Origin of the sequence: Bradyrhizobium genosp. A (assembly GCF_049949275.1) — a bacterium.
GTDB lineage: Bacteria > Pseudomonadota > Alphaproteobacteria > Rhizobiales > Xanthobacteraceae > Bradyrhizobium.
The window spans coordinates 1,197,849-1,224,356 of sequence record NZ_CP188196.1; the positions used below are offsets into that span (position 1 = coordinate 1,197,849).

The 26,508-nt window shown below is 64.3% G+C and carries 30 protein-coding genes; 21 read left to right on the forward strand and 9 right to left on the reverse strand.

Translation table 11 applies throughout. The annotated features are described in order from the left end of the window. Nucleotides 1-41: 41 nt before the first annotated feature. Complete coding sequence (locus ACP2YP_RS05430) at nucleotides 42-755, forward strand: nitroreductase (protein ID WP_426422807.1); 714 nt, start codon at nucleotides 42-44, stop codon at nucleotides 753-755. An 86-nt stretch (nucleotides 756-841) separates the two neighbouring features. Here the strand turns inward: ACP2YP_RS05430 and ACP2YP_RS05435 are convergent, their stop codons facing one another. Further along, complete coding sequence (locus ACP2YP_RS05435) at nucleotides 842-1,390, reverse strand: sigma-70 family RNA polymerase sigma factor (RefSeq protein ID WP_084292346.1); 549 nt, start codon at nucleotides 1,388-1,390, stop codon at nucleotides 842-844. Further along, nucleotides 1,390-1,623 carry a NepR family anti-sigma factor gene (locus ACP2YP_RS05440; protein ID WP_426422809.1) on the reverse strand — a complete coding sequence of 78 codons (234 nt, stop codon included), beginning with the start codon at nucleotides 1,621-1,623 and terminating at the stop codon, nucleotides 1,390-1,392. The genes ACP2YP_RS05435 and ACP2YP_RS05440 overlap by 1 nt, the downstream gene beginning before the upstream one ends. Nucleotides 1,624-1,847: 224 nt before the next feature. Here ACP2YP_RS05440 and ACP2YP_RS05445 point away from each other — a divergent pair, with 224 nt between their 5' ends. The 5 genes from ACP2YP_RS05445 to ACP2YP_RS05465 all read left to right on the forward strand — a co-directional run bounded on the left by ACP2YP_RS05445 (nucleotide 1,848) and on the right by ACP2YP_RS05465 (nucleotide 6,479). Then, the gene (locus tag ACP2YP_RS05445; RefSeq protein WP_426422811.1) at nucleotides 1,848-2,654 is read left to right on the forward strand and encodes a response regulator; all 807 of its coding nucleotides are present in this window, start codon (nucleotides 1,848-1,850) and stop codon (nucleotides 2,652-2,654) included. A gap of 137 nt (nucleotides 2,655-2,791) precedes the next feature. After that, nucleotides 2,792-3,391 carry a nuclear transport factor 2 family protein gene (locus ACP2YP_RS05450; protein WP_426422812.1) on the forward strand — a complete coding sequence of 200 codons (600 nt, stop codon included), beginning with the start codon at nucleotides 2,792-2,794 and terminating at the stop codon, nucleotides 3,389-3,391. A 244-nt stretch (nucleotides 3,392-3,635) separates the two neighbouring features. Further along, nucleotides 3,636-4,067, forward strand: a complete 432-nt coding sequence (locus ACP2YP_RS05455) for a hypothetical protein (protein ID WP_426422813.1) — start codon at nucleotides 3,636-3,638, stop codon at nucleotides 4,065-4,067. A gap of 124 nt (nucleotides 4,068-4,191) precedes the next feature. After that, nucleotides 4,192-6,069: a molecular chaperone HtpG gene (gene htpG, locus ACP2YP_RS05460; protein ID WP_426422814.1), complete on the forward strand. Its 1,878-nt coding sequence runs from the start codon at nucleotides 4,192-4,194 to the stop codon at nucleotides 6,067-6,069. Nucleotides 6,070-6,191: 122 nt separating this feature from the next. After that, entirely contained in the window at nucleotides 6,192-6,479 is a 288-nt protein-coding gene (locus ACP2YP_RS05465; RefSeq protein ID WP_426422816.1) for a DUF3551 domain-containing protein, read from the forward strand. A gap of 61 nt (nucleotides 6,480-6,540) precedes the next feature. On the opposite strand, the gene ACP2YP_RS05470 is transcribed toward ACP2YP_RS05465, so the two are convergent. Then, nucleotides 6,541-7,521 carry a Bug family tripartite tricarboxylate transporter substrate binding protein gene (locus ACP2YP_RS05470; protein ID WP_426422818.1) on the reverse strand — a complete coding sequence of 327 codons (981 nt, stop codon included), beginning with the start codon at nucleotides 7,519-7,521 and terminating at the stop codon, nucleotides 6,541-6,543. A gap of 225 nt (nucleotides 7,522-7,746) precedes the next feature. Between ACP2YP_RS05470 and ACP2YP_RS05475 the strand changes: the two genes are divergently transcribed. The 6 genes from ACP2YP_RS05475 (at nucleotide 7,747) to ACP2YP_RS05500 (ending at nucleotide 13,752) form a co-directional block, all read left to right on the forward strand. After that, nucleotides 7,747-9,561 carry a long-chain-acyl-CoA synthetase gene (locus tag ACP2YP_RS05475; RefSeq protein WP_426422819.1) on the forward strand — a complete coding sequence of 605 codons (1,815 nt, stop codon included), beginning with the start codon at nucleotides 7,747-7,749 and terminating at the stop codon, nucleotides 9,559-9,561. Nucleotides 9,562-9,711: 150 nt separating this feature from the next. Then, a complete protein-coding gene (locus ACP2YP_RS05480) occupies nucleotides 9,712-9,957 on the forward strand; it encodes an acyl carrier protein (RefSeq protein ID WP_015688794.1) in 246 nt (81 codons plus the stop codon). After that, the gene (locus ACP2YP_RS05485; RefSeq protein ID WP_426422820.1) at nucleotides 9,944-11,326 is read left to right on the forward strand and encodes a class I adenylate-forming enzyme family protein; all 1,383 of its coding nucleotides are present in this window, start codon (nucleotides 9,944-9,946) and stop codon (nucleotides 11,324-11,326) included. The genes ACP2YP_RS05480 and ACP2YP_RS05485 overlap by 14 nt, the downstream gene beginning before the upstream one ends. After that, the gene (locus tag ACP2YP_RS05490; protein ID WP_426422822.1) at nucleotides 11,319-12,041 is read left to right on the forward strand and encodes an SDR family NAD(P)-dependent oxidoreductase; all 723 of its coding nucleotides are present in this window, start codon (nucleotides 11,319-11,321) and stop codon (nucleotides 12,039-12,041) included. Before ACP2YP_RS05485 ends, ACP2YP_RS05490 begins: the two co-directional genes overlap by 8 nt. A 143-nt stretch (nucleotides 12,042-12,184) precedes the next feature. After that, a complete protein-coding gene (locus ACP2YP_RS05495; protein ID WP_426426050.1) occupies nucleotides 12,185-12,400 on the forward strand; it encodes a hypothetical protein in 216 nt (71 codons plus the stop codon). A gap of 209 nt (nucleotides 12,401-12,609) precedes the next feature. Continuing rightward, nucleotides 12,610-13,752 carry a DUF3095 domain-containing protein gene (locus ACP2YP_RS05500; RefSeq protein WP_426422824.1) on the forward strand — a complete coding sequence of 381 codons (1,143 nt, stop codon included), beginning with the start codon at nucleotides 12,610-12,612 and terminating at the stop codon, nucleotides 13,750-13,752. A gap of 130 nt (nucleotides 13,753-13,882) precedes the next feature. Here the strand turns inward: ACP2YP_RS05500 and ACP2YP_RS05505 are convergent, their stop codons facing one another. Both ACP2YP_RS05505 and ACP2YP_RS05510 read right to left on the reverse strand, forming a co-directional pair. After that, nucleotides 13,883-14,323 (reverse strand): DUF2147 domain-containing protein, encoded by a 441-nt coding sequence (locus ACP2YP_RS05505; protein WP_426422826.1) that lies wholly within the window; start codon nucleotides 14,321-14,323, stop codon nucleotides 13,883-13,885. A 100-nt stretch (nucleotides 14,324-14,423) separates the two neighbouring features. Then, a complete protein-coding gene (locus ACP2YP_RS05510) occupies nucleotides 14,424-14,951 on the reverse strand; it encodes a GNAT family N-acetyltransferase (RefSeq protein WP_426422828.1) in 528 nt (175 codons plus the stop codon). 206 nt (nucleotides 14,952-15,157) lie between these two features. Here ACP2YP_RS05510 and ACP2YP_RS05515 point away from each other — a divergent pair, with 206 nt between their 5' ends. The 9 genes from ACP2YP_RS05515 (at nucleotide 15,158) to ACP2YP_RS05555 (ending at nucleotide 22,035) form a co-directional block, all read left to right on the forward strand. After that, a complete protein-coding gene (locus ACP2YP_RS05515; RefSeq protein WP_014491764.1) occupies nucleotides 15,158-15,754 on the forward strand; it encodes a superoxide dismutase in 597 nt (198 codons plus the stop codon). Between the two features lie 251 nt (nucleotides 15,755-16,005). Beyond that, nucleotides 16,006-16,242 (forward strand): hypothetical protein, encoded by a 237-nt coding sequence (locus tag ACP2YP_RS05520; RefSeq protein WP_426422829.1) that lies wholly within the window; start codon nucleotides 16,006-16,008, stop codon nucleotides 16,240-16,242. 2 nt (nucleotides 16,243-16,244) lie between these two features. Beyond that, the gene (locus tag ACP2YP_RS05525; protein WP_426422830.1) at nucleotides 16,245-17,000 is read left to right on the forward strand and encodes a metal ABC transporter ATP-binding protein; all 756 of its coding nucleotides are present in this window, start codon (nucleotides 16,245-16,247) and stop codon (nucleotides 16,998-17,000) included. A gap of 6 nt (nucleotides 17,001-17,006) precedes the next feature. Further along, on the forward strand, nucleotides 17,007-17,876 hold the full coding sequence (locus tag ACP2YP_RS05530) for a metal ABC transporter permease (RefSeq protein ID WP_426422831.1): 870 nt from the start codon (nucleotides 17,007-17,009) through the stop codon (nucleotides 17,874-17,876). A 5-nt stretch (nucleotides 17,877-17,881) separates the two neighbouring features. Continuing rightward, on the forward strand, nucleotides 17,882-18,745 hold the full coding sequence (locus tag ACP2YP_RS05535; RefSeq protein ID WP_426422833.1) for a metal ABC transporter solute-binding protein, Zn/Mn family: 864 nt from the start codon (nucleotides 17,882-17,884) through the stop codon (nucleotides 18,743-18,745). A gap of 52 nt (nucleotides 18,746-18,797) precedes the next feature. Then, complete coding sequence (locus tag ACP2YP_RS05540; protein WP_426422834.1) at nucleotides 18,798-19,838, forward strand: CobW family GTP-binding protein; 1,041 nt, start codon at nucleotides 18,798-18,800, stop codon at nucleotides 19,836-19,838. Further along, nucleotides 19,838-20,857 (forward strand): WD40 repeat domain-containing protein, encoded by a 1,020-nt coding sequence (locus ACP2YP_RS05545; protein WP_426422836.1) that lies wholly within the window; start codon nucleotides 19,838-19,840, stop codon nucleotides 20,855-20,857. Before ACP2YP_RS05540 ends, ACP2YP_RS05545 begins: the two co-directional genes overlap by 1 nt. Before the next feature lie 30 nt (nucleotides 20,858-20,887). Continuing rightward, nucleotides 20,888-21,604, forward strand: a complete 717-nt coding sequence (locus ACP2YP_RS05550) for an MgtC/SapB family protein (RefSeq protein WP_426422838.1) — start codon at nucleotides 20,888-20,890, stop codon at nucleotides 21,602-21,604. Nucleotides 21,605-21,705: 101 nt separating this feature from the next. Continuing rightward, the gene (locus tag ACP2YP_RS05555; protein WP_426422840.1) at nucleotides 21,706-22,035 is read left to right on the forward strand and encodes a hypothetical protein; all 330 of its coding nucleotides are present in this window, start codon (nucleotides 21,706-21,708) and stop codon (nucleotides 22,033-22,035) included. Nucleotides 22,036-22,150: 115 nt separating this feature from the next. Here ACP2YP_RS05555 and ACP2YP_RS05560 read toward each other — a convergent pair whose 3' ends face one another. The 4 genes from ACP2YP_RS05560 to ACP2YP_RS05575 form a co-directional block, all read right to left on the reverse strand. Then, the gene (locus ACP2YP_RS05560) at nucleotides 22,151-23,593 is read right to left on the reverse strand and encodes a homospermidine synthase (RefSeq protein ID WP_426422841.1); all 1,443 of its coding nucleotides are present in this window, start codon (nucleotides 23,591-23,593) and stop codon (nucleotides 22,151-22,153) included. 48 nt (nucleotides 23,594-23,641) lie between these two features. Continuing rightward, nucleotides 23,642-24,031 (reverse strand): RidA family protein, encoded by a 390-nt coding sequence (locus ACP2YP_RS05565; protein ID WP_426422842.1) that lies wholly within the window; start codon nucleotides 24,029-24,031, stop codon nucleotides 23,642-23,644. A gap of 145 nt (nucleotides 24,032-24,176) precedes the next feature. After that, the gene (locus tag ACP2YP_RS05570; RefSeq protein ID WP_426422844.1) at nucleotides 24,177-24,764 is read right to left on the reverse strand and encodes a GNAT family N-acetyltransferase; all 588 of its coding nucleotides are present in this window, start codon (nucleotides 24,762-24,764) and stop codon (nucleotides 24,177-24,179) included. Nucleotides 24,765-24,896: 132 nt separating this feature from the next. Then, a complete protein-coding gene (locus tag ACP2YP_RS05575) occupies nucleotides 24,897-26,039 on the reverse strand; it encodes a type III PLP-dependent enzyme (RefSeq protein WP_426411351.1) in 1,143 nt (380 codons plus the stop codon). Nucleotides 26,040-26,508: the final 469 nt, after the last annotated feature.

Sequence of the window (26,508 nt, forward strand, 5' to 3'; positions counted from 1 at the left end):
TCGTGCTGCGTCGCGTCCGGGGCACGAAAGCGAGTCAAGCCATGGACGCCAAAGTGCCCAACGCCCGCCACTCCAATGAAGACCGCATCGGCGTGCTCGAAGAGCTCCTCAACGAGCGCTACTCCGTTCGCGCCTTCTTGCCCAAGGAAGTCGATCGCGCGACCATCGAGCATGTGCTGACCACGGCGCAGCGCACCGCATCCTGGTGCAACAGCCAGCCCTGGCAGATCATCATCGCCAGCGGCGAGGCCAAGGAACGTTTTCGCCAGCTGATTTACAAGGAAGCGTCAGGCGGCCTCGGCGACGATTATGATTTCACGCCGCCGCGCGAATATGTCGGCGTCTATCTCGAACGCCGCCGTGAGAGCGGCTTTCAGCTCTACAACACGCTCGGAATCCCACGTGGCGACAGAAGCGGCTACGCTAGGCAGGCACTGGAGAATTACAACTTCTTCGGTGCGCCGCATGTCGCGATTATTCACACCAACGAGCCGCTCGGCATCTACGGCGCAATCGATTGCGGTGCTTACGTCTCGAATTTCATGCTCGCGGCCCAGGCGCTGGGGCTCGGCACGATTCCGCAGGCCGCACTTGCGCGCCATTCCGGCCTGATCCGCCGTCACTTCAACTTGGCCAGCGACCGCCTCGTCGTCTGCGGCATCTCGTTCGGCTATGCCGACCATGCGCACAAGGTCAACAGCTACCGCACCTCGCGCGCAACCGTCGCCGACACCGTGACGTTCGTCGAGAAGTGACCGAGCGGAAATAAGCTGACCACACGCATGCAAGGACGGCGCGCAGTTGGCCGCCTTCGCAGCTCTCGCCCTAGTCGATTGACACGTTATCCCCCGCTGCCGCCGATCACGGCACGCACGGTCTCGTCGGGCCCGAAGTCCTCGGCGCCGTCGACATAGAGCAGCGCTGCGAGCTTCGAGCGCGCGCGGTTGACGCGGCTTTTGATCGTGCCGACCGCACAGCCGCAGATCGAGGCCGCGTCCTCATAGGAGAAGCCGGAGGCGCCGACCAGGATGAGCGCTTCACGCTGGTCCTGCGGCAGCTTCTCGAGCGCACCACGAAACTCCTCGAACTCGAGGTGGGCGTTCTGCGAGGGCTGCGTCTTCAGCGTCTTGGCATAGTTGCCCTCGGCGTCCTCGACCTCGCGCCGCCGCTTGCGGTAGTCAGAGCGAAACAGGTTGCGCAGGATCGTGAACAGCCACGCCGGCAGGTTCGAGCCGGGCTGGAACGAGTCGATGTTGGCGAGTGCGCGCAACAGCGTCTCCTGAACCAGATCGTCGGCGCGGTCCGCGTTGCCGCTGAGCGAGATCGCGAACGCGCGAAGGCTCGGCACGGCCGCGAGGATGTCGTCACGCAGGGAGTTCGTGAGAGGCATTAATCCCTCCCATTGTTGTCGTTGGAGCCCCCAGCCCCGTTCTCGTTCTGAGGTACACCTCCCGGCGCATCAAGCTTTTTAATGAGCTCCGCGAACCGATCCGGAACCCCTTGCCGCACGACGTCGTCGTACATGGCGCGCAGTTGATGGCCGATCCGGGATTGGATCTCCGGAGTTAGGCCTCCCTTGCCGGGGGTCGTGCTTTTGCTGGCTTGAGACTTGAGATCTTTCATGACCTGTTCCACGTTTCCCCGAGTTAAGTGACTGCAAAATCGAGAAGTTTTCTCAACCCGGGAGCCGTTCCCTGGATGAGTTCAATTCCAGGTTCGACAAAAAGTTCCCAAGCCCAAGGGAACTTTTCTTATCCTGACGCGTAGTCAGCCCCAGAAGGGGAACCCCGGGCCTCCCCTCGCGGTTCCTTATTTTTTGCAGTTGGTCCGAAATGAATGGAGTGGGGATGTCCCGTTCGCAGCTTGTTGCTGAGCACTTGCCGTTGTTGCGCCGGTACGCACGCGCCCTGACGGGCAGCCAGGCCTCCGGTGACGCCTATGTCGCAGCCATGTTGGAAGCCATGCTGGGGGATCCGTCGGTGCTCGACGAGAGCCACGGGCCGCGTGCCGGCCTGTTCCGGCTGTTCACCCAGATCTGGAATTCGGTCTCGGTCAATGACGATTCTGAGGTGGCGACGCTGCCGATGCCGCCGGAGCGGCGGCTGTCCAATATCACCCCGCTGCCGCGGCAGGCCTTCCTGCTGCTCTCGCTCGAAGGATTTTCGGAAGAGGAGGTCGCCTATATACTCGCGACCGATGTCGCCGAGACGCGCCGGCTCGCCGATGCCGCCGGCCGCGAGATGGCCGCCGAGATCGCGACCGACGTCCTCATCATCGAGGACGAGACCTTCATCGCCATGGACCTCGAGAGCCTGGTGAAGAATCTCGGCCACAATGTCGTTGGTGTCGCGCGGACCCATGCCGATGCGGTGGCGCTGGCCAAGAACAGGCGGCCGGGCCTCATCCTCGCCGACATCCAGCTCGCCGACGGCTCGTCGGGCCTGGACGCCGTCAACGAGCTGCTCCGCACCTTCGAGGTGCCGGTGGTGTTCATCACCGCCTATCCGGAGCGCTTTCTCACCGGCGAGCGTCCGGAGCCGGCCTTCCTGATCTCAAAGCCGTTCCAGCCCGCCATGGTGTCGGCGGTGGCGAGCCAGGCGCTGTTCTTCCAGCGCAACTCGCGCAACCGCACGCCAAAGGCGCCCGCGGCGTAAGGCTCTGACGACCTGACGCCAAGCGAAATGATTTAATCCGGCGTGCTGCGAGGCACGCCGGATTTTTCATGTGCGCTTGACGGGCGTCGCGTTCGTTGCTCATACCTCGGGCATCGCCCCGAACTGGAGACGTGCCCATGGACCAGCAACTCCTCGACCGCCTCGCTATCCGCGACCTCGTCGAGAATTGGGCGGTGTGGCGCGACGCCGGTGATTGGGAGCGCTTTGCGACCGTCTGGCACGACGAAGGCTGGATGTCCGCGACCTGGTTTCAGGGGCCGGCGCGGGATTTCATGCGCGTCAGCCAAGAGGGCTTTGCCAAGGGCGTGCGCATCCTGCATTTCCTCGGCGGCACCAGCATCGATCTCGCGGGCGATCGGGCCATCGCGCAAACCAAGATGACGATCTCGCAGCGGGCGCTGGTGCACGACGTGCTCTGCGACGTCGTCTGCACCGGACGCTTCTACGATTTCCTGGAGAAGCGGCAAGGCAAATGGGGCATCGTCCGCCGCCAGCCGATCTACGAGAAGGACCGGATCGATCCCGTCGATCCCGCCGCGACGCTTCACCTCGATCAGCAGGCGCTGGCCGCGCTACCCGAGGGCTACCGCCATCTCGCCTACATGCAGGAGCTGATCGGCTACACGGTCAAGCGCGACATGCCCGGCCTGATCGGCCCCGAGGTCGAGAAGCTCCACGGCGAGGGGCGGGACTGGCTAGCGGGGAAGCCGAAATGAGCGCCAGACAAAAGTAAGGCGCGACTGGCATCACCACAGTCGCGCCCTACGTCGCCGGCTTATGGGGCAGGGGGGAATAGCCGGCTGTTGAGACGACTCCCAGGCGCGCGAGTCGTTCCAGGCGGTTGCAAAATTTTCTGAAGGGGTGCCTTTTTCGCACACGGTTAAGTGATCTTAACGTTTGGGAAACTCCGGTCCTCTCCTCGCGTTGTTCCCGCGATCGCCATGGGGCGAGGGACCAGCCATGTCACAGATTCAAAAGGTATTTTTTGGTGCCGTTGCCATCGCCGCGACGCTTGGCGTCGTTCAGGTCGGCGCCGTGCAACTGGCCTCCGGCCACGATCTGGCCGATCGCTGGCAGGCGCTCGCGGACCTACCGGGCCAAGCCCCAGGTAGCAATGTCGCAAGTCACAACGTCAATCGCACCAGTAAGTCTGATCGACTGACTGAGCTGAAGCCGGCGGCGGTTCCCACCCGCACCGTCTCGATGCGGCTGAACGATCTGGCCGATACATCCGTGCTGCTCCGGCTCCCCGCGGTCATCGAGACCGGCAACGCCAAGCCGGCCCCCACGCTGCTGAAGCCGGGCCGCAAGCCGACAATCGCCTGCGAGCCGATGGTGAGCTCCCTGACCGAGGTCGCGAAGCTGCTGCAGCCGGGCCGCTGCGTGACCTGATCTCCCTCGCCCCTTCTGCAAAATCGCCCTCCCGCCGGGAGGGCGATTTTACGTGTCCACTTGATCCCCTATCCCATCGCGTTATATCCCGGCTTTCTCCCCTTCCGATTGACCGGGTAAATGCATGACGACGTCCGATACGGCTACGCATACGCAGCCCTTCCAGGCCGAGGTTTCCGAGCTGCTCCATCTGATGGTGCACTCCGTCTATTCGGAGACCGACATCTTCCTGCGCGAGCTGGTCTCCAACGCCTCCGATGCCTGCGACAAGTTGCGCTATGAGGCCATCGCCAATCCGGCCCTGCTGGGCGAGGGTGACGCGCTCAAGATCCGGATCATCCCGAACAAGACCGGGGGAACGCTGACGATCGCCGACAACGGCATCGGCATGGAGCGTCAGGAGCTGATCGACCATCTCGGCACCATCGCCCGTTCGGGCACCAAGGCCTTCGTATCGAAGCTGAAGGAGGCCAAGGACGGCCTCGGCCTGATCGGCCAGTTCGGCGTCGGCTTCTATTCCGCCTTCATGGTTGCCGATAAGATCGTCGTCGTCAGCCGCCGCGCCGGCGAGAGCGACGTCTGGACCTGGACGTCATCAGGCGGCTCCGGCTTCGAGATCGCGCGTGCCAGCGACGAGGAGGCGGCCCGTGTGGCGCGCGGTACCGAGATCGTCCTGCACCTGAAGGATGATGCCAGGAAATATCTCGAAGCGTTCGAGATCGAGCGGATCGTCGGTGCCTATTCCGACAACATTCTCTTCCCCATCGAGCTGGTGCCGGAAGAAGGCGAGCCGCGCCAGATCAACTCGGCGAGCGCGCTGTGGCAGCGCTCGAAATCCGAGCTTTCGACGGAGGACTACAAGAAGGCCTATCAGCAGATCGCGTCCGCCTTCGACGATCCCGCGATGACGCTGCATTATCGCGCCGAGGGCCGCTATTCCTACGCCGTGCTGCTGTTCGCGCCGTCGACAAAGCCGTTCGACCTGTTCGAGCCGAACCGCAAGGGCCGCGTCAAGCTCTATGTCCGCCGCGTCTTCATCACCGACGATGCGGATCTCTTGCCGGGCTACCTCCGCTTCATCCGCGGCGTCGTCGACAGCGAGGATCTCCCGCTCAACATCTCGCGCGAGATGCTCCAGAACAACCCGCAGCTGGTGCAGATCCGCAAAGCGGTGGCGACCCGCGTCGTCAACGAGCTCGAAAGCCTCGCCGAGAAGGATGCGGAGAATTTTACAAAGATCTGGGACGCCTTCGGTGCGGTGCTGAAAGAGGGCATCTACGAGGATTTCGAGCGCCGCGAGAAGCTGCTTGCGCTGTCGCGTTTCACCACCACGACCGGTGAGAAGCGCGCGCTCAAGGATGTCGTCGCCGATTTCAAGCCGAACCAGACCGAGATCTATTATCTCGTCGGCGACAGCATCGAACGGTTGAAGTCCAGTCCGCGGCTGGAAGCTGCGACCGCGCGCGGCATCGAGGTGCTGCTGCTGTCCGATCCGGTCGATGCCTTCTGGACCTCGATGCAGACGGAGTTCGAAGGCAAGCCGCTGAAGTCGCTGAGCCAGGGCGATCTCAATCTCGACCTGATCCCACGCGTCGACGAGAAGGACGAGGCGAAGAAGGACGAGCCCGAGGCAGACGAGGCCGCCACCATCGCGGTGATCAAGGCGGCGCTGGGCGAGCGCGTCAGCGACGTCAAGGCCTCGACCCGCCTCACCAGCTCCGCCTCCTGCCTCGTCGCCGACAGCCAGGGTCCGAGCCGCGAGCTCGAGCGCATCCTGGCGCAGCAAAACCGCGGTATGCGCACCAAGCCGATCCTTGAAATTAATTTGCGCCACCCGATGGTCACGGCGATCACCAGGGCCGAGGCCGGCTCGAAGACGGTCGACGATCTCAGCCTGCTCCTGCTCGAACAGGCGCAGATTTTGGATGGCGAGCTGCCGGAAGATCCGGCGGCGTTTGCCGCGAGGCTGAACCGGCTGGTGCTGCAAGGGTTGGGTGGGTAGCGCCACGGCGCGCTCACCTTGCCGTCATTGTGCCCAGGGACAGTCGCCTACGGCGTGGTGTTATGCCATAGGAGGCCGTCGGCATCAGATCCGCCGACACCATTAACTTGAGGAAATGTCCGATGCGCCTGCCTCTCCTGACCCTTACCGCCATTGCCACGCTGTTCGTGGCGGCAGATGCCGGCGCTCAGACCTATGATCCGCACTACCCGGTGTGCATGCACGTCTACACGGGCGGCGGCGGTGGCTTCGGCGGTGGCGGCGGCAGCTATTTCGACTGCAGCTTCACTTCGCTGCCGCAGTGCCGCGCCACGGCATCGGGCCTCGCGGCCAGCTGTGACATCAATCCCTACTACGCTTTCGATGAGCCGTCGCCGCCGCCACGCAAGCATCACAAGAAGGTGCATTGACGGACTGTGATGCGGTCGTCCGGGATGACGATCCGGTTGCTTGGCGCGCAGAAGCCGAAAGCTATTCTTTCTTGATCCCCGACAGCTCCACGACCTTGCGCCAGCGGTCGCTCTCGGCGGTGAGCATGCCGCCGAACTCACTTGCATTGCCGTGTAGCGGGATCGCGCCGAGTTCGGCGATGCGGGCCTTGATCTCGGCGTCGGACAAAGCCGAATCGACCTCGCGATTGAGCAGGTCGACGATCTCGCGCGGCGTGTCGTAGGGCGCGCCGACGCCGTAGAATGAAGATGTCTCGTAGCCGGGCAACGTATCCGCGATCGGCGGCACATCAGGCAGGATCTCCGAGCGCTCGCGCGTGGTGACGCCGAGCGCGCGAAGCTTGCCGGCGCGTGCCAGCTCGAAGGACGAGGTGACGTTGTCGAACATGCCCTGGATCTGGCCGCTCATCACGTCGGTCAGGCCCGGTGCCGACCCGCGATAGGGCACGTGGGTGAACTGCACGCCGGTCATCGACTTGAACAGCTCGCCGGAGAGATGCAGCGAGGTGCCGATGCCGGAGGAGGCGATCGACATCTTGCCGGGATTGGCCTTGGCGTAGGCGATGAAGTCGGCGACGCTCTTCACCGGCAAATCGTAGTTGACGACCAGCACCAGCGGAATCCGCGCGACCCCGGCGACCGGCGCGATGCCCTTGGCAAAGTCATAGGGCAGCGACGGATCGAACGAGGCGTTGATCGCATTCGCAGTCGAGGTCAGCAGCAACGTGTATCCGTCCGGCGCGGAGGTGATCACCGCCTGCGTGCCGATGTTGCTGCCGGCGCCGGGCTTGTTCTCGACCACGAAGGTCTGGCCGAGCCGGTCGGACAGCCGTTGGCAGATCAGACGTGACAGCACGTCGGTGGCTCCGCCCGGTGCATAGGGCACCACCCATTTCACGCTGCGCGACGGATAAGACGGGTTGCCGATCGCGAACGCGCGCGGAGCGATGAGCGTGGCCGCGGCACAGGCGGCGGTCTGAAGGAAATGTCGCTTGGTGATCATCGTGGCCTCCAGTTCATCTCTCGCGGGCGAGAGGGCGCGCGCGGCGCGCTCGAATGACTGGATTTGCTATCGCAAGAATCGCGCCAGGCCGCACGACGTTCCCGTCGGCTTGGTAAAGGATGATCGCAGTTAATCGAGAGCTAACCGAGTTTTACCTTGTCGCTTAACACCTGGGCAGGGCGCGCGAGCTAAGCTACCGGGAACAAGCAGATACCGCCCGAAAGAATGAACGGCATGACCACCGGTGTCATCGAGCAAACGAAAGCCGCGCGCGCGCCCTCGGCTTCAAAGATCTGGCTGAAGGCGATCGAGCTGACTGCGCGAATCGAGACGCTGCCGGGCCGCCTCTTCGCCGACGTCGTCGACGATTGGGCACGTCGCCAGCCCGACCGCGTCGCGCTGGTCACGGACGACGTAAGCCTCGACTATGACGGCCTGTCGAAGCGCATTAACCGCTATGCGCGCTGGGCACTCTCGGTCGGCGTCGCCAAGGGGGATACTGTCGGCCTGGTCATGCCGAATGGCGTCGATTATGTCGCGGCCTGGCTCGGCATCAGCCGCGTTGGCGGCGTGGTGGCACTGATCAATACCAGGCTGGTCGGGCAATCTCTCGCGCATTGCGTCGATGTCGCAAAACCCTCGCATATCATCGTCGCGCATGAGCTCTCGGAGACGCTGGAGAGCGCAACGCCGCATCTGAAGACCGACGCCAAGATATGGACCCATGGCGATGCCCGCAGCGAGCGTGCGATCGATGTTTCACTTGCCGGGCTCGATGACGGGGCGCTGTCGCCGGAAGAGCACGGCGGCGTCACCATCGATGACCGCGCGCTGCTGATTTACACCTCCGGTACCACCGGCCTGCCGAAGGCCGCCAGCATCAGCCATCGCCGCATCCTCAATTGGGGCTTTTGGTTCGCCGGCCTCACGGGGGCGACGCCGCAGGATCGGCTCTATGATTGCCTGCCGCTGTTCCACTCGGTCGGCGGCATCGTCGCGCCGTGCAGCATGCTCGCCGCCGGCGGCTCGGTGGTGATCGCGGAGAAGTTTTCAGCCTCGAATTTTTGGCCCGACATCGTGCGGCACGACTGCACGCTGTTTCAATATATCGGCGAGCTCTGCCGCTATCTGCTCAAGGCGCCGCCGTCGGAATACGAAAACCGGCACCGTCTGCGGCTCGTCTGCGGCAATGGCCTGCGCGGCGATATCTGGGAGGATTTCCAGAGCCGCTTCGCCATTCCCCGCATTCTTGAATTCTATGCCGCGACCGAAGGTAATTTCTCGCTGTTCAACGTGGAGGGCCAGCCAGGCGCCATCGGCCGCATCCCGCCGCTGCTGGCGCATCGCTTTCCCGCGGGCCTCGTCAAGCTCGACCCCGACACCGGCGCGCCGCTGCGCAATGACGAGGGCTTTTGCATTGCCTGCGCGCGCGGTGAGGCGGGCGAGGCCATCGGCCGCATCGGCAAGGCAGACGAGGGCGGTGGCCGCTTCGAGGGCTATACCGACGCGGGTGAGACCGAGAAGAAAATCCTTCGCGACGTCTTTGCCAAGGGCGATGCCTGGTTCCGCACCGGCGATCTGATGCGGCTCGACGGCAAGGGCTTCTTCCATTTCGTCGATCGCATCGGCGATACTTTCCGCTGGAAGGGCGAGAACGTCGCGACCTCCGAGGTCAATGACGCCGTGCGCGATTTCATCGGCGTGGTCGATGCCACCACCTATGGCGTTGGCATTCCCGGCGCCGACGGCCGCGCCGGCATGAGCGCGATCGTCGTGAACGAGGGATTTGATATCGAAGCGTTGCCCGCGCATCTCGCGCAGCGCCTGCCGGTCTACGCCCGTTCCGTCTTCATCCGCATCTCGCGCGAGCTCGATGCGACCGAGACATTCAAGCAGAAGAAGGCCGAGCTCGCGCGTGAGGGCTTTGACCCGGGCGCAATAAAAGACCCGATCTTCATGCTCGAGCCGAAATCCGGCGCCTATGTCGCGCTCGATTCCGGGGCGTTTGCGCAGATTATCGACGGCATGATCAGGCTGTAGCGCAGCAAAATCCGGAGATAGGTCCAATTTTATCTGAATTGTCCAAGAGGCCATTTACTTCTGTCGGGTAAACAAGCGGCCATAGGAGGCGGTCATCAAGAGCCGCCGCAAGACATACGATCGATAAACTAGGTAAGAGGCGAGCCAGCCATGTCGGTACGGTCCAAGGTCATTGAAGCGATCCAGCAGATCGCCAAAGAGCAGCACGTCACGCTTCCCGCCCTCTCGGACGATCTGTCGTTGCACGAGACGGGCTTTGACTCGCTCGCTTTCGCAATCCTGGTCGCGCGTCTCGAGGACGAGACCGGCGTCGACCCCTTCACCATTTCCGAGGACGCCGCGTTTCCTGCCACCGTGGGTGATTTCGTGCGGGCCTACGAAAATGTCCCCGCGTGAGATTTTTGCGCTCCGCGACTATCTCGGCGCGGAGCTGACCGGCCGCACGCTGTCGGATGCGCACGATGTCGTGTCGCTGACTAATATCCTGTCGCAGACCGTCCTCGGCGGCCGCCTGCGCGAGCTGTCCGGCCGTGCTGCCTTGCTAAAACTGTCGGACCAGCTCCGGTCGGGCCTCGCCATGATCGAGCTCGACGGTATCGCCCGTCGCATGTTGCTGTGCCCGCCGGATCTCAATCCTGCGCATCTCGACGCGCTGATCGCCGATGCCGGGATCGACGCCGTCGTCACCGACGAGCCGGATCGCTGGGCCGCGACCGGCGTGTCGCTGGTCGTTCCGGCACAATTGCCGCTTCAAGCCACGGCGCCTGCGCAGACCGAGCGCGCGACCGAATGGTTGATGCTGACCTCGGGCACATCAGGCGTGCCGAAAATCGTGGGCCATACGCTGGAAGCGCTCACCGGCGCCATCGTCGCCGAAGGTCCCGCCAAGGGCCCGGCGCCGGTCTGGGCCACGTTCTACGACATTCGCCGCTATGGCGGCCTGCAGATCTTCCTCCGCGCCGTCCTCTCCGGTGGCTCGATGGTGCTGTCGGACCCGCACGAGGCGCTCGCCGATCACGTGGCGCGGCTGAACGCGCGCGGGGTCTCCCACATCTCCGGCACGCCCTCGCACTGGCGCAAGCTCCTGATGAGCGGCTCGGCCGCGCGGTTCGCGCCCGGCTATGTCCGCCTCTCCGGCGAGATTGCCGACCAAGCCGTGCTCGACGGCCTCAAGGCGGCATTCCCCAACTCTTCTGTCGGCCATGCCTATGCCTCGACCGAGGCCGGCGTCGGCTTCGCCGTCAATGACGGGCTCGAAGGTTTTCCGGCGAACTATCTCGGCAACCGTAACGGCGTCGAGATGAAGGTCGTCGATGGCTCCCTGCGCATCCGCTCGACGCGGACGGCGCACGCTTATATCGGCCGCAACGCGGCTGCGCTCACCGACGGCGACGGTTTTGTCGACAGTGGCGATATCGTCGAACTGCGCGGCGACCGTTACTATTTCGTCGGCCGCCGCGGCGGCATCATCAATATCGGCGGGCTGAAAGTTCACCCGGAAGAGATCGAGGCGGCGATCAACCGTCATCCCGACGTGCGGATGTCGCGGGCGAAATCGCGGCGCAGCCCGATCACGGGCGGCATCGTCGTCGCCGACGTGATCCTTGCCGACGGCACCGACCAGGCGCGCGCGAAGGAAATTCACGACCAGATCCTGGATCAGTGCCGCGCGCAGCTGGCGTCCCACAAGGTGCCGGCGGTGATCCGCTTCGTCGAGGCGCTCGACGTCACCCCGGCCGGAAAACTGGCGCGCAACGATGCATAATGTTCTCGTCACCGGCGGCAGCCGCGGCATTGGCCTTGTGATCGGCAGGCGTCTGGTCAGCGCCGGCTACAACGTGATCGCGGCGGCGCGGCGCGAGAGCGATGAGCTCAAGGCCGCGGTCGCCGGGTCCGAGGGCCGTCTGCATTTCCGCGCCTGCGACCTTGCCGTGATCGACGCGATTCCCGCTTTTGCAAAGCTCGTACGCGACGAGTTCGGCCCGATCTATGGCCTCGTCAACAATGCCGGCCTCGGCACCGAGGGCCTGCTCGCCACCATGCACAATTCCGAGATCGAGGCGCTGGTGCAGCTCAACGTGCTGTCGCCGATCATCCTCACCAAATATGTCGCGCGCCAGATGATGGCGGATGGCGCCGGCCGCATCATCAACATCTCCTCGATCATCGCGACCACCGGCTATAACGGCCTCTCGGTCTACGGTGCGACCAAGGCCGCCGCCACCGGCTTCACCCGCTCGCTCGCGCGCGAGGTCGGCATGCTCGGCATCACCGTGAATGCGATCGCGCCCGGCTTCGTCGACACCGAGCTGACGCATCATCTCTCCGACGACGCTCGCAAGCGCATCGCCGGCCGCAGCGCGCTGCGGCGCCTGCCGGAGACCGACGACGTCGCGTGCATGGTGGAATATCTGCTCGGCGAGGGCGGCCGCAACGTCACCGGCACGGTGTTCACGATCGACGCCGGGAATACGGCCTAAGACGGAACTCAGCCGCCGCAATCGGGATTGATCAGGTGCAATGACATTGAGCCGGGTTTGGTCGTAAGATGCTTTGTCGTCGATTGGGTTACGTCAATCGAACTGCCCTAAACAACAAGGAGCAGTCCATGGCCTCTCAAAATATGGCCACGCCAAACATCACCGTTGCGAGTCACGGCCGGACGGCCGTGGAGCCATCGCCCGCGAAACTGGACGATGCCCGCTGCCTGCCGATGTCGCATCAAAATTCCGGCAGCCACGGCCACGAAATGTATCCGCAGCAATTCGTGCGGCTGATCGGCTGTCATGACGCCTCTCTCGAAGCCTTGCGTAAGCGCGAGAGTGAAAAGCTGCACTAGCCTATATCGCCTATTCCCAACGAACGCGAAGCCGGCCCGGCGTCGCGTCGGCCATTGCAGTTGATTGTGCTTGCCGGCGCGAGCAGGCATCTTGTTGTCCAACCTGTTTCGGCCAATGATGCGCCACCTTTTTGGGGGAGCCGGCCCGGCGAACCCAAATCGGTCCCGCCACGTATCTCGTCTCACCTGAAACCCGACCGGCTTCTGCAATGAGTGCCGCTTCCTTTTACGGCAGCATCCCTGTCTTCCGCGGCTTCACCAGCCTGATGGAGCCAAAACTCTATTCGCCGCTGCCGGAGGACTGGAGCGTCGGCGTCGCCGACATCGTCGATTCCACCAAGGCGATTGCGGCGCAGCGCTACAAGGCGGTGAACATGGCCGGGGCCGCCGTGATCGCGGCGGTGACGAATGCGCTGGAGGGACGTGAATTTCCCTTCGTGTTCGGCGGCGACGGCGCCAGTTTTGCCGTCGCGCCGGCCGATCTCGATGCGGCGCGCGAAGCTTTGGCTGCGACAGCGACCTGGGTGCGGGAAGACCTCGATCTCGAGATGCGCGTCGCGCTGGTGCCGGTGAGCGCCATAAGGGCGCAGGGTCGGGACGTGCGCGTCGCGCGCTTCGGTCCGTCGGCCAATCTGTCCTATGCGATGTTCTCCGGCGGCGGGCTCGCCTGGGCCGACGCCGCGATGAAGCGCGGCGAGTTCGCCGTCGCTGAGGCACCGCCGGGCACGCAGCCCGATCTCTCCGGCCTGTCCTGCCGCTTCGAGGTGATGCCGGCGTCGCGCGGGCTGATCCTGTCGGTGCTGGTGATGCCGGCAGGCGGCGCCGACCCGCAGCCCTTTCGCAAGGTGATCGAGGACATCATCCATCTCGTCGAGCGCAGTCCGGAGTCCGGCCGTCCCGTGCCACCGCAGGGGCCGCCGCTGAAATGGCCGCCGCAGGGCCTGGACTACGAGGCGCGGGCGATCCGTGGCGGGTCGTTGCTCAAGCGCCGCGCCGGCCTGCTCGCCTATACGTTTTTCGCCTATGTCCTGATGCGCTTCGACATCAAGGTCGGCGGCTTCCTGCCGAAGGTCTACAAGCGCCAGGTGGTCGAGAATTCCGACTTCCGCAAATATGACGACGGCCTGCGCATGATCCTCGACTGCACGGTAGAGCTCGAGCGCGCCTTGAGCGATCGTCTCGCGACCGCTGCGCGCGATGGCGTCGTGCGCTACGGGCTTTATCAGCAGGATGCCGCGATGATGACCTGCTTCACGCCCTCGGCGCTGCGCAGTGACCACGTGCACTTCATCGACGGTGCGCGGGGCGGCTACGCCTCGGCGGCGACGGCGCTAAAGGCGATGGCGGTGTGACGGACTCTCTTGCCCCGGATGCAGCGCAGCATGAAATGATGCGCTGCTGAGCCGGCGCCCATCGCAGTCCGGGTCCCGGCTCTGCGGAGCGTCACTGCGTGCCGCAGCGCGTCCGGGACACGAGAACTGGCTAGCGTCCCGCCCTCGTCCATGTCTCGCCGCCGCAGAGCGCGCCGACGCAGCCTTCGACCCGCAACGCTTCCGCGCCTGTCACGGTGACACTGCTCGCATAGGTGCTGCCGTCGTCGGCATTGTAGATCTGGCCAGACCATTTGTTCGGGCCCGACGGCTGCATGCCGGAGAACAGCGGCAGTCCGATCACCGGGCGCTTGGCGAGCGCGGGATTGGGATTCTTGCTGTCGGTCGCGGGCTGGCCGGTCGCGGTATCGTAGGGCTCCCGCAGCCAAACGACGACGCCGCAAATGCCGCCGCCGCATTTGCTGATCTTCACGCGGGCATCGCCAGCCTGGGTCAGCCAGGTCCCGCTCGCGTCAGCACTCTGCGCATGCGCGGCGGTCGCGCCGGACAGCGCAGCCAGGAGGACGGAGAGGACGGCGAATCTGCGGGACATGGAAGGGCCTCGGAGTGGAGGCGTCTCCATAGCAGCAAATCAGAATCGTGCAACGCCTGATGGAATCACATTCCTGCGCTCATTTGCCCCAGTGAATGTTTCACCATGGCAGGCCGCAGAGGTCGATGGTGCCGAGCGTCGGCGCCCGGACGATGTCGAATACATAGGGCGCCATATGCGTGAAGCGGACGCGGCCCTCCGGCTGTTCGCAATAGATGTCGCCGGTGAAGGCGCGCCATTTGCGGGCCTCGTAGAACGAGACATTGTGCGGCTCGCAGAACAGGATCGCGAAGCGAACCGCCTCGTTGGCGCGCATGGTATGCACCGCGGCGTCGATCGCCATGGTGGCATAGCCGTGGCCCCTGCGATCCTCACGCGTACAGACGCCGCCGATGCCGCCGACATGCGCCTTCTGTCCATTCCAGGTGATGGTGCGGAAATAGACGCCGACATGGCAGACGAGGCCGTCCGCAGGCGTCTCGATCAGCACGCGCAGATCGGCATGGGCCCATTTGACGTGGCTCCAGGACGGCTTCTCGGCGGCGTCGCGTCCCCAGACAGCGCTGAGCAGCGGTTGTGCGATCGGCCACGAGGCGTCGCCGTTCAGAATGTCGATTTCGATGCTCATGGCTTCAGCAGCTCCGCTCCGTGGCGCATTCGTTCTGCCATAAGCGCTTCAAAGGCAATGATATTTTTCGAGGACTTGAAGTTGTGCAATCAAGCCATGCCGTCGCAATCACGCCTTTTCGCAAATTGGCGGTATTTAACGGCGCAGGAACCTTCTATAAGGGGTGACCGTTAGAACCGTTCCCCACCAGTTGCGGACAAGAACCCATGACATTCACGCTGCCCCCACTCCCTTACGCCTATGACGCCCTCGGCCAGTTCATGTCGAAGGAGACGCTGGAATTCCACCACGACAAGCATCATCAGGCCTACGTCACCAACGGCAACAACGCGCTCAAGGGCACCGAATGGGAAGGCAAATCCCTTGAAGAGATCGTCAAGGGCTCGTTCGGCAAGAACCCCGCGGTGTTCAACAACGCCGGCCAGCACTACAACCACATCCACTTCTGGAGCTGGATGAAACCCAATGGCGGCGGCACCAAGCTGCCGGGCAAGCTTGAGAAGAAGATCAACGAGGACCTCGGCGGCTTCGAGAAATTCAAGACCGACTTCCAGGCGGCCGGCGTCGGCCAGTTCGGCTCCGGCTGGTGCTGGCTCCAGGTCAAGAACGGCAAGCTCGAGATCTCCAAGACCCCGAACGGCGAGAATCCGCTGGTGCATGGCGCCACCCCGATCCTCGGCTGCGACGTCTGGGAGCACTCCTACTACATCGACTATCGCAACCGCCGTCCCGACTATCTCAAGGCGTTCGTCGAGAACCTCGTGAACTGGGAATACGTCGAGTCCCTGTTCGACAAGGCGTAAGCATTGGAGTCATTCCGGGCGCGTGAAGTGCGAGCCCGGAATCCATTTATCCGCTCGGGTTGACGCCCGATGGATTCCGGGCTCGGCGCTGGCGTGCCGCCCCGGAATGACAGAAAAAGTTGGCGGCCGCTCACGCGGCCGCCTTTTTGTTTTACGGAATTCACCGGGCCAGCCCTGCGCGGTGCGCACATGTCTGCCATCTCGTGGGCCGGCCGTGGACAAGCATAATGTTATAATATAACGTCTTTGGCATGGTTCCCGTCGCGTCCTCCGCCCATCATCACGACCATGCTCGTGACCATTCCCATGACCACGGGCATTCGCACGGGCACGACCACACCCACGCCCATGTCCACGACGCGGCCTCTCCGCACCCGGCCCAGGACGCGCCCTGGTCGATCCTGCGCATGACCATGGCCGGCCGCCTCGCGGCGGCAGTCGCCGTCTGCGCCGTGCTCTGGGGCATCGTCTGGCTCGCGATGAGGTGACCATGGCAGCGCTACGCTTTCACAACGTCACGCTCGGCTATGACCGCCATCCGGCCGTGCACCATCTCAACGGCGAGATCGCGCCCGGCGCGCTGGTCGCCGTGATCGGTCCCAATGGCGCCGGCAAGTCGACGCTGCTGCGCGGCATCGTCGGCATCCTTCGGCCGTTCGACGGCAACATCGATCTCGGCGGGCTCGATAGCCGCGACATCGCCTATCTGCCGCAGAGCGCGGAGATCGATCGCAGCTTCCCGATCTCGGTATTCGATTTCGTCGGCACCGGGTTGTGGCGAGGAACAGGCCTGTTCGGCGGCATCGGCAAGACTGCGCGCGAAAAGATCCTTCGCGCGATCGCCTCCGTCGGTCTCAACGGTTTCGAGAATCGTCCCATCGGCACGCTCTCGGGCGGGCAGATGCAGCGCGTTCTGTTCGCGCGCGTGCTGCTCCAGGATGCGCGCCTGATCGTGCTCGACGAGCCCTTCAACGCTATCGACAGCAAGACCACGGCCGACCTGCTCGCGCTGGTGAAGCACTGGCATAGCGAGGGCCGCACCGTGCTCGCCGCGCTGCACGACATGGAGATGGTGCGAACCCACTTCGCCGAAACCCTGGTGCTGGCGCGCGGCCCCGTGGCCTGGGGACCGACCGCGGAGGTGCTGACGCCGGAAAATCTGCTGGTCGCGATGCGGATGTGCGAGGCTTTTGACGACAATGCGGCGGCCTGCGCGGCCGACGATGCCCGCTCGCGGGCCGCGTGATACCAGATGGTCTATGACGCGCTGATCGGTCCGTTCACCGAATTCGAGTTCATGCGGCGAGCGCTTGCCGCGGTGATCGCGCTGTCGCTGGCGGGCGCGCCGATCGGCGTGTTCCTGATGCTGCGGCGGATGAGCCTCGTTGGCGATGCCATGGCGCACGCGATCCTGCCGGGCGCCGCAGTCGGCTTCCTGCTCTCCGGCCTCAATTTGTTCGCGATGACCGCCGGCGGGCTGATCGCCGGCTTTGCCGTCGCAATCCTTGCCGGCGTAGTCGCCCGCTCGACCGGGTTGAAGGAGGACGCGTCGCTTGCGACTTTCTATCTGGCCTCGCTGGCGTTGGGCGTCACCATTGTCTCGATCAAGGGCACCAATATAGACCTGCTGCACGTGCTGTTCGGCAACATCCTCGCGATGGACGATCAGACGCTGCTGGTGGTCGCCTTCAACGCCACGGTCACGCTGCTGGTGCTCGCCGTGATCTTTCGCCCGCTGGTGATCGAGAGCGTCGATCCACTATTCCTGCGCACGGTCAGCCGCGCCGGCGGCCCCGCGCATCTCGCTTTCCTCGCCCTTGTCGTCATCAACCTCGTCAATGGCTTTCAGGCGCTCGGCACGTTGCTTGCGGTGGGCCTGATGATCCTGCCGGCCGGCATAGCGCGGTTCTGGTCGCGCGATCTCACCGCCATGATCTGCATCGCGGTCGTCGCTGCCGCCATCTCGGGCTATGCTGGCCTCGTGCTGTCGTTCCAGACCCGCGTGCCGTCGGGCCCTGCAATCATTCTCATCGCGGCGGTGTTCTACATCGCCTCAGTGCTTTTCGGCCGTGTCGGCGGCGTCGTCAGGCAGCTGTTTCCCGGCCGACATCTGGAAGCGTGACGGCGATGCGGCGTATCCTGCTTTGTGTATTCTTGTCGATTGCCTCGCCCATGCATGCGGCGGAGCGGCTCAGCGTCGTGGCCAGCTTCTCGATCCTCGGCGATTTCGTCCGCAACGTTGGGGGCGACCGCGTCAACGTCACGACGCTGGTCGGCCCCGATAGCGACGTCCATGTCTATACGCCGGCACCCGCCGATGCGAAGCGGGTCGCGGATGCGCAACTCGTGATCGTCAACGGTCTCGGGCTCGAGGGCTGGCTGCCGCGGCTGGTTCAATCCTCCGGCAGCAAGGCGACAATCGTGACCGCAAGCGCCGGCATCGCGCCCCTGAAGCTCGGCTCGGCCGCAGACCCCCATGCCTGGCAGTCCGTGCCCAATGCCAAGGTCTATGTGACTGATATCGCCAACGCGCTGGCCGCGGCCGACCCCGACGACGCGGAGCTCTTCCGCACCCAGGCAAAAGCCTATCTGGAAAAGCTCGAAGCTCTGGATCGCGAGGTCCGCGAGGCTGTCGCCAAAATCCCGGCGGAGCGGCGCAAGGTGATTTCGACCCACGATGCTTTCGGCTATTTCGCCGCCGAATATGGCGTCCAGTTCGTGGCCCCTCAGGGCGTCTCCACCGAAACCGAGCCCAGCGCGAGGGACATCGCGGCCATCATCGACCAGATCAAGGCCCAGAGGATCCCGGCGGTATTTCTGGAAAATATCAGCGATGACCGCCTGATCCGGCGGATTGCCGCGGAGACCGGGGCCAAGGTCGGCGGGACCCTGATTTCGGACGGTTTGACCGGCGAAAAGGGGCCTGCACCCACTTACATTGACATGGTCAGGCACAATATAAAGGCGCTGACCAGCGCGCTTGACCACTAGGACAGGGACCACCCGCCGTGCGTCGCGCGGAAAGCCCGAAGTCGGAGTTGTGATGTCTGAAGTGACCTCCCCAAAAATTCCCGTGACCGTCCTGACCGGCTATCTCGGTGCCGGCAAGACCACGCTGTTGAACCGCATCCTGTCGGAAAATCACGGCAAGAAATACGCCGTCATCGTCAACGAATTCGGCGAGATCGGCATCGACAACGACCTCATCATCGGCGCCGATGAGGAAGTGTTCGAGATGAACAATGGCTGCATCTGCTGCACCGTGCGTGGCGACCTAGTTCGCATCATGGACGGGTTGATGAAGCGCAAGGGCAAGTTCGACGCCATCATCGTCGAGACCACCGGCCTTGCCGATCCGGCGCCGGTCGCCCAGACCTTCTTCGTCGACGAGGACGTGCAGAAGAACGCGCGCCTCGACGCGGTCGTCACAGTTGCCGACGCCAAATGGCTGTCCGACCGGCTCAAGGACGCGCCCGAGGCCAAGAACCAGATCGCCTTCGCCGACGTCATCGTGCTGAACAAGACCGATCTCGTCACCAAGGGAGAGCTCGCCGAGGTCGAGGCCCGCATCCGCGCCATCAACCCCTATGCCAAGCTGCACCGCACCGAGCGCTGCTCGGTGGCGTTGGCCGACGTGCTCGACCGCGGCGCCTTCGACCTCGACCGCATCCTCGACATCGAGCCCGCTTTCCTGGAGGCCGACGACCATGATCACGACCACCATCACGGCCACGACCATCATCACCATCATGATCACGGCCACGGCCTGAAGCACTATCACGACGAGGACATGCAGTCGCTGTCGCTCAAGACCGACAAGCCGCTCGATCCCAACGTGTTCATGCCCTGGCTCCAGAACCTGGTGCAGGTCGAGGGCGGCAAGATCCTCCGCTCCAAGGGCATCCTCGCCTTCCACGACGACGACGACCGCTACGTGTTCCAGGGCGTCCACATGATGCTGGAGGGCAACCACCAGCGGAAATGGAAGGACAGCGAGCCGCGTGAGAGTCGCCTCGTCTTCATCGGCCGCGAATTGCCGGAAAAGGCCATTCGCGAGGGTTTTGAGAGCTGCATCGTTTCGTGATGAAAGAGTTTACGCCGGCGCCCGATTCCGCCTCGATCGTCTCCGTCACCGATCGCGTCAAACCTGTTACGCTCGGCATGGGCGTGACCTCGGTGCATTTCCTCGGCCCCCGCGCCGTCTTCGTTGGTGGTGAGGAGAACGTTGCGTTCGTAGACAGCCAGGGCGAGGTCAGCACCGTCGCCGTTCACAGCGGCGGCATTCTCTCGACCGCCACCGACGGCAAGCGCCTCTTGATGGGCGGCGACGACGGCAAGGTCGTCTCGCTCGACGCCAAGGGCGACGTGACGCTGCTCGCCACCGATCCGAAGCGGCGCTGGATCGATGCGGTGGCGCTGCATCCGGATGGTGCCTACGCCTGGTCGGCCGGCAAGACGGCGACCGTCAAGAGCGGCAAGGCCGAGGAGAAGTCGCTTGAGGTGCCCTCGACTGTCGGCGGTCTTGCGTTTGCGCCGAAGGGCCTCCGGCTCGCGATCGCGCATTACAACGGCGCGACACTGTGGTTTCCGAACATGGAAGGATCGGCCGAATTCCTGCCCTGGGCGGGTTCGCATCTCGGCGTCACCTTCAGTCCGGACAACAAATTCCTGGTCACCACGATGCATGAAGCGGCGCTGCATGGCTGGCGACTTGCCGACAACCGCCACATGCGCATGACCGGCTATCCCGGCCGCGTCCGCTCGGTGTCCTGGAGCGCGGGTGGCAAGGGGTTGGCTACGTCGGGTGCCGACACCGTCATCATATGGCCGTTCGCCAGCAAGGACGGCCCGATGGGCAAGGAGCCTGCGATGCTCGCGCCGCTCCAGGCGCGCGTGGCGGTGGTGGCCTGCCACCCGAAGAACGACATCCTCGCCGCCGGCTACAGCGACGGCACCGTGCTGATGGTGCGGATGGAGGATGGTGCGGAGATCCTGGTCCGTCGCAACGGCACACCGCCGGTGGCCGGGCTCGCCTGGAACGCCAAGGGCACGCTGCTGGCCTTCGCCGACGAAAATGGGGACGGCGGCCTGCTCGAGCTTTGATCTGTCATCGTTCCGGCCGTATAGGGAATCATGCGGTTCCTGACCACCTTCCAGTTCGCTGATTTCGCCGATACGCTGGTCAGCCTGTTCACGGCCTTCGTGCTCGGCACGTTGATCGGCGCCGAGCGGCAATATCGGCAGCGCACCGCGGGCCTCCGCACCAATGTGCTGGTCGCGGTCGGGGCTTCCGCCTTCGTCGATCTCGCCATGCATCTGGACGGCGCCGACGGAGCGGTCCGGGTGATCGCCTATGTCGTCTCCGGCATCGGCTTCCTCGGTGCCGGCGTCATCATGAAGCAGGGCATGGACGTGCGCGGCCTCAACACCGCGGCGACGCTGTGGGCCTCTGCCGCGGTCGGCTCCTGTGCCGGTGCCGATATGGTTGCCCAAGCCGCCGCGCTGACCGTGTTCGTCATTGCCGGCAACACGCTGCTGCGACCGCTGGTCAATGCCATCAACCGCATCCCGTTGAACGAGAGGGCGTCGGAGGCGACCTACTACTTTAAGCTGGCGGTCGCGCCGGACGCCTTGCCCGACATGCGCGACCGGCTGGTCGACAAGCTCGAAGGCGCGAAATATACAGTGGCCGATATCGGTGTGGTCGAGACCGGCGACGACCTGATCGAGATCGTCGCAAGGCTGGTGGCGACCGCGGTCGATCCGAATGAGCTGAACGCGGTGGCGACCGACCTCCAGCACCTGCCGGGCGTCCGCCATGCCACTTGGGAAGTCAGCACCACGGACTGAGCGCGGCGTTTTGGCGCGCGAGCCTGCGGTTCCCGCTTTTCCTGCGGCGGAACCGCAATGAGGCAAACTCGTTGATCCCCCGGACAAAGGCGGTGATCGACATGCCCGGCCAAGATGACAAGCGCAGACTGAAGCTCGACCTGATGATCGCCTGTTCGCTGTTCGCAGCGGGTGTCGCGGTGTCAGTGATGTCGCTCGTGCAAATCCGCGCCGATAGCCGGATGGAGCTGGCGCAGGCAACGCAGCCACTGCAGGGCGCGCCGTCCGACGATCAGGGCAAGACGCCCGCGGAAGCCAAGCCCGGGGGTGAGCGCCCGACCACACCGGCGCCCGAACCCGCGCGCCCCGACTCGCAGACGCAGGGCGCGGCGAAGCCCGCATTGCCCCCGGCTCCGGCCGAGAAGGTCGCGCCGCCGATCAAGGAGAAGTAGGAGGTCTCTGTCATTCCGGGGCGCGCAAAGCGCGAGCCCGGAATCCATTGACCCGCATGGATTGCCGCCCGATGGATTCCGGGCTCGACACTACGGATCGCCCCGGAATGACGGGTTACCGCACCAGGATATTCCGGAACTGCCAGGGGTCGCTCGTATCGATGTCTTCCGGAAATAGTCCCGGACGATCCGTCAGCGGCGTCCAGTCGGTGTAGAAACCCTTCACCGGGCCGAGATACGGCAGCTGGATTTCCAGCAGGCGATCGAAATCCATCTCGTCGGCTTCGACGATGCCTTCGTTCGGGTTCTCCAGAGCCCACACCATACCGCCGAGCACGGCGGAGGTCACCTGCAGGCCGGTCGCGTTCTGATAGGGCGCGAGCTTGCGGGTCTCTTCGATCGAGAGCTGCGAGCCGTACCAATAGGCGTTGTTGTCGTGGCCGAACAGCAGCACGCCCAGCTCGTCGATGCCGTCGACGATCTCGTTCTCATCGAGGATGTGGTGCTTTTCCTGCATCTTCGCGGCGCGGCCGAACATTTCATGCAGCGACAGCACGGCATCGTCGGCCGGGTGATAGGCATAGTGGCAGGTCGGCCGGTAGACCGCCTTGCCCGATGCATCACGCACCGTGAAGTAATCCGAGATCGAGATCGACTCGTTGTGGGTGACGAGGAAGCCATATTGCGCGCCGCGGGTCGGGCACCAGGTGCGCACGCGCGTGTTGGCGCCGGGCTGCATCAGATAGATGGCGGCGCCGCAGCCGGCTTCGTGGGTCCGCGCATTCTCGGGCATCCACTTTTCGTGGGTGCCCCAACCCAGCTCGGACGGCTGCACGCCTTCCGACAGGAAACCTTCCACCGACCAGGTGTTGACGAAGACATCCGGCTCCTTCGGAGTCTTGGAGCGCTGGGTGTCGCGTTCGGCAATGTGGATGCCCTTGATGCCGGCCTGCCGCATCAGATCCGCCCATTCGGCCTTGGTCTTCGGCTTGGGAGCATTGAGCTTCAGATCGGTGGCGACATTGAGCAGCGCCTGCTTGACGAAAAATGAGACCATGCCGGGATTGGCGCCACAGCAGGAGACGGCCGTGGTCGAGCCCGCCGGGCGCGCCTTCTTGGCGGCCAGCGTCACTTCGCGCAGGGCGTAGTTGGAGCGCGCTTCCGGGCCCTTCGAGGAATCAAAATAGAAGCCGAGCCAGGGCTCGTTGACGGTATCGATATAGAGCGCGCCGAGCTCATTGCAGAGCTCCATGATGTCGGTCGAGCCGGTGTCGACCGACAGGTTGACGCAAAAGCCCTGGCCGCCGCCTTCCGTGAGCAGCGGGGTCAGCAATTCGCGGTAATTATCCCTGGTCACGGCCTTCTGGATGAAGCGCACATTCTGCTTCTCGCAATGCGCCTTGCGGCCCTCGTCCTTGGGATCGATCACGGTGACGCGCGACTTGTCGTAGTCGAGATGCCGCTCGATCATCGGCAACGTGCCTTTGCCGATGGAGCCGAAGCCGACCATGACGATGGGACCGGTGATCTTCGCGTAGATCTGCGAGGGAGGGCTCATGGGATGGTTTCTCCGGAACGTGCTGGCGGACAAAAGGTGAGGGGTGGCTCAGGCGCTGCGGCGCTTGGCGGTCGCTTCGATCTCGACCTTCATCTCGGGCTTGTAGAGGGCCGAGACGGCGACGAGCGTTGCTGCCGGCCGGATATCGCCGAGGACTTCGCCGCAGACGGCGAAATGGGCATCGGCATCCCCGATATCGGTGAGGTAGTAGGTCACGCGGACGATGTCGGCCATCTCGAAACCACCTTCCTTCAGGGCGGCTTCGATGGTCTTGAAGCAGTTGCGTGACTGGCTCGTGACATCGGCCGGCATGGTCATCGTGGTGTAATCGTAGCCGGTGGTTCCCGCGACGAAGGCGAACTCGCCGTCGATCACGGCGCGGCTGTAGCCGGCGGTCTTCTCGAAAGGGGAGCCGGTGGAAATCAGGCGACGGGTCATGGATTCGGCCTCGGCTGAAGGGGATTTTCGTGGGTTAAAGGGCGTTTCTGGGGCCCGTGCAACCCCAAAGGAAGTGAGCTTTGCGCGGGCGCGGCCGGGCATTGCCGCTCAACGCGGCCTCGGTCGTCGCCATCATGGCAATCCCTTAGGCCGCGTGCGCTTGGAGGGTGCGAAGGACCCTCCGTTTGGCCAGAGCGGCGCCGGTCGGGACGATCATCCCCTCGGCGCCATCCAGCGCGCCGGCGTGGAATTCGATCGCCAGTAGGCGGTCGCGCTCGAACGGGCCGGGCAGCACCAGTGCGCCGGTCTTCTCAGGCGAGAAGCCGAACCGGGCGTAATAGGGGGCATCGCCGAGCAGGATCACGGCGGCATGCCCGCGCGCCCGGGCGGCGGCCAGCGCTTGTTGCATCAGCGCGGCGCCGATCCCGAGCTCGCGGCAGGCAGGGTCCACCGCCAACGGTCCGAGGACCAGAGCGGGCCTGCCTCCGGCGCTGACGTGCCACAGCCGCACGGTTCCCACGAGTGTCCTCTCGCGCACGGCCGACAGGGCAAGGCCTGTGGCTGGTGCACGTCCGTCGCGCAGGCGCTGGCAGGTGCGGCCATGGCGGTTCTCGCCAAAGCAGGCATCTAGCAGCGCTTCACGGGCGGCGACGTCGACAGCACGTTCCGCACGGATCGCGAACGGAGCGGCTTTCGAAGTGAGGGCGACTTGTGGCTTCCGAAAAGCAGTCATGGCGCGTCAGTCCCCGCTTGAGCTGACGTGCGCACGGCACGCCGGTTCAAGACGTCGTCAGAAATCGAAATGTGAGGGAGGAGCCGGCAAGCCGGCTCCCGGGTTCGTCAGGCGCCTCGAAAGAGAGGCTGCTTAGATGTGGTAGGTCTTCAGCGGCGGGATGCCGTTGAACGCCACCGCCGAGTAGGTCGACGTATAGGCCCCGGTGCCTTCGATCAGCAGCTTGTCGCCGATCTCCAGCGTGACGGGAAGCGGATACGGGCTCTTCTCGTACAGCACGTCGGCGCTGTCGCAGGTCGGACCCGCAAGCACGCACGGCGTCATGTCCGCACCGTCATGCGGGGTGCGGATGGCGTAGCGGATCGACTCGTCCATGGTCTCGGCGAGACCGCCGAACTTGCCGATGTCGAGATAGACCCAGCGCACCTCGTCCTCGTCGCTCTTCTTCGAGATGAGCACGACCTCGGATTCGATGATGCCGGCGTTGCCCACCATGCCGCGGCCCGGCTCGATGATGGTCTCCGGAATCTGGTTGCCGAAGTGCTTGCGCAGCGCGCGGAAGATCGAGCGGCCGTAGGTGACGACCGGCGGCACGTCCTTCAGGTACTTGGTCGGGAAGCCACCACCCATGTTGACCATGGTCAGGTTGATGCCGCGCTCGGCGCAGTCACGGAACACCTGCGAGGCCATCGCCAGCGCACGGTCCCACGCCTTCACCTTGCGCTGCTGCGAGCCGACATGGAAGGAGATGCCGCACGGCTCCAGGCCCAGGCGCTTGGCGACGTCGAGCACCTCGACGGCCATTTCCGGGTCGCAGCCGAACTTGCGCGACAGCGGCCACTCGGCGCCGGCGCAGTCATAGAGGATGCGGCAGAACACCTTCGCGCCGGGAGCGGCACGGGCGACCTTCTCGACCTCGGGGACGCAGTCCACGGCAAAAAGCCGGATGCCGAGCGCGAAGGCGCGCGCGATGTCGCGCTCCTTCTTGATCGTGTTGCCGAAGGAGATGCGGTCGGGCGTCGCACCCGCAGCCAGCGCCATCTCGATCTCGGCGACCGTCGCGGTGTCGAAGCAGGAGCCCATGGACGCGAGCAGCGCCAGCACTTCCGGCGCCGGGTTCGCCTTGACGGCATAGAACACGCGGCTGTCGGGCAGCGCCTTGGCGAAGGTCTGATAATTGTCGCGCACGACCTCGAGGTCGACCACGAGGCAAGGCTCGGTGTCCCGGCCCTCGCTGCGGCGGTTGCGCAGGAATTCCTGAATACGTTCGGTCATAGCACTCTCCCAAACGGCCCAGCGACGGGGATCCGTTCAAAAAATTGCGTCGGATATGAGCGCTCAGGCCAGACCGCGCGATGGAGGCGCGACGAAGCCACGAGACTCAAACCAGACTGTGCTGCCGTGGATTGGTTGGGAATTTCCCGCCCGCACACCTGGCAATGAAGGACAAGCCTTTTCAGTAGCCCGCGCCGGCGTTGGACTGCCGGTAGAGACCAAAAAAGCCCGATCCGTCGTTGCTTTAAGTCGCGTCCCCCGTTGAGAGCGGGGTGCGCCGGTTCGCCTCCGGCTGCCAGTCACGGTTGCAAAAAGTGAAGTCACCTTCGACAAGGCATCTCTTGAGAGAGATGCTGGACGCTCCGGGTTTGCCCAAGTCTCAGACCCAAGTCTTCTTTAGACCTTGGTCTTTCGACTTCCGCACTTCCGAAGAGCCCCTCGGCTTCTTCACCCCTTGGCGGCTGTCCGG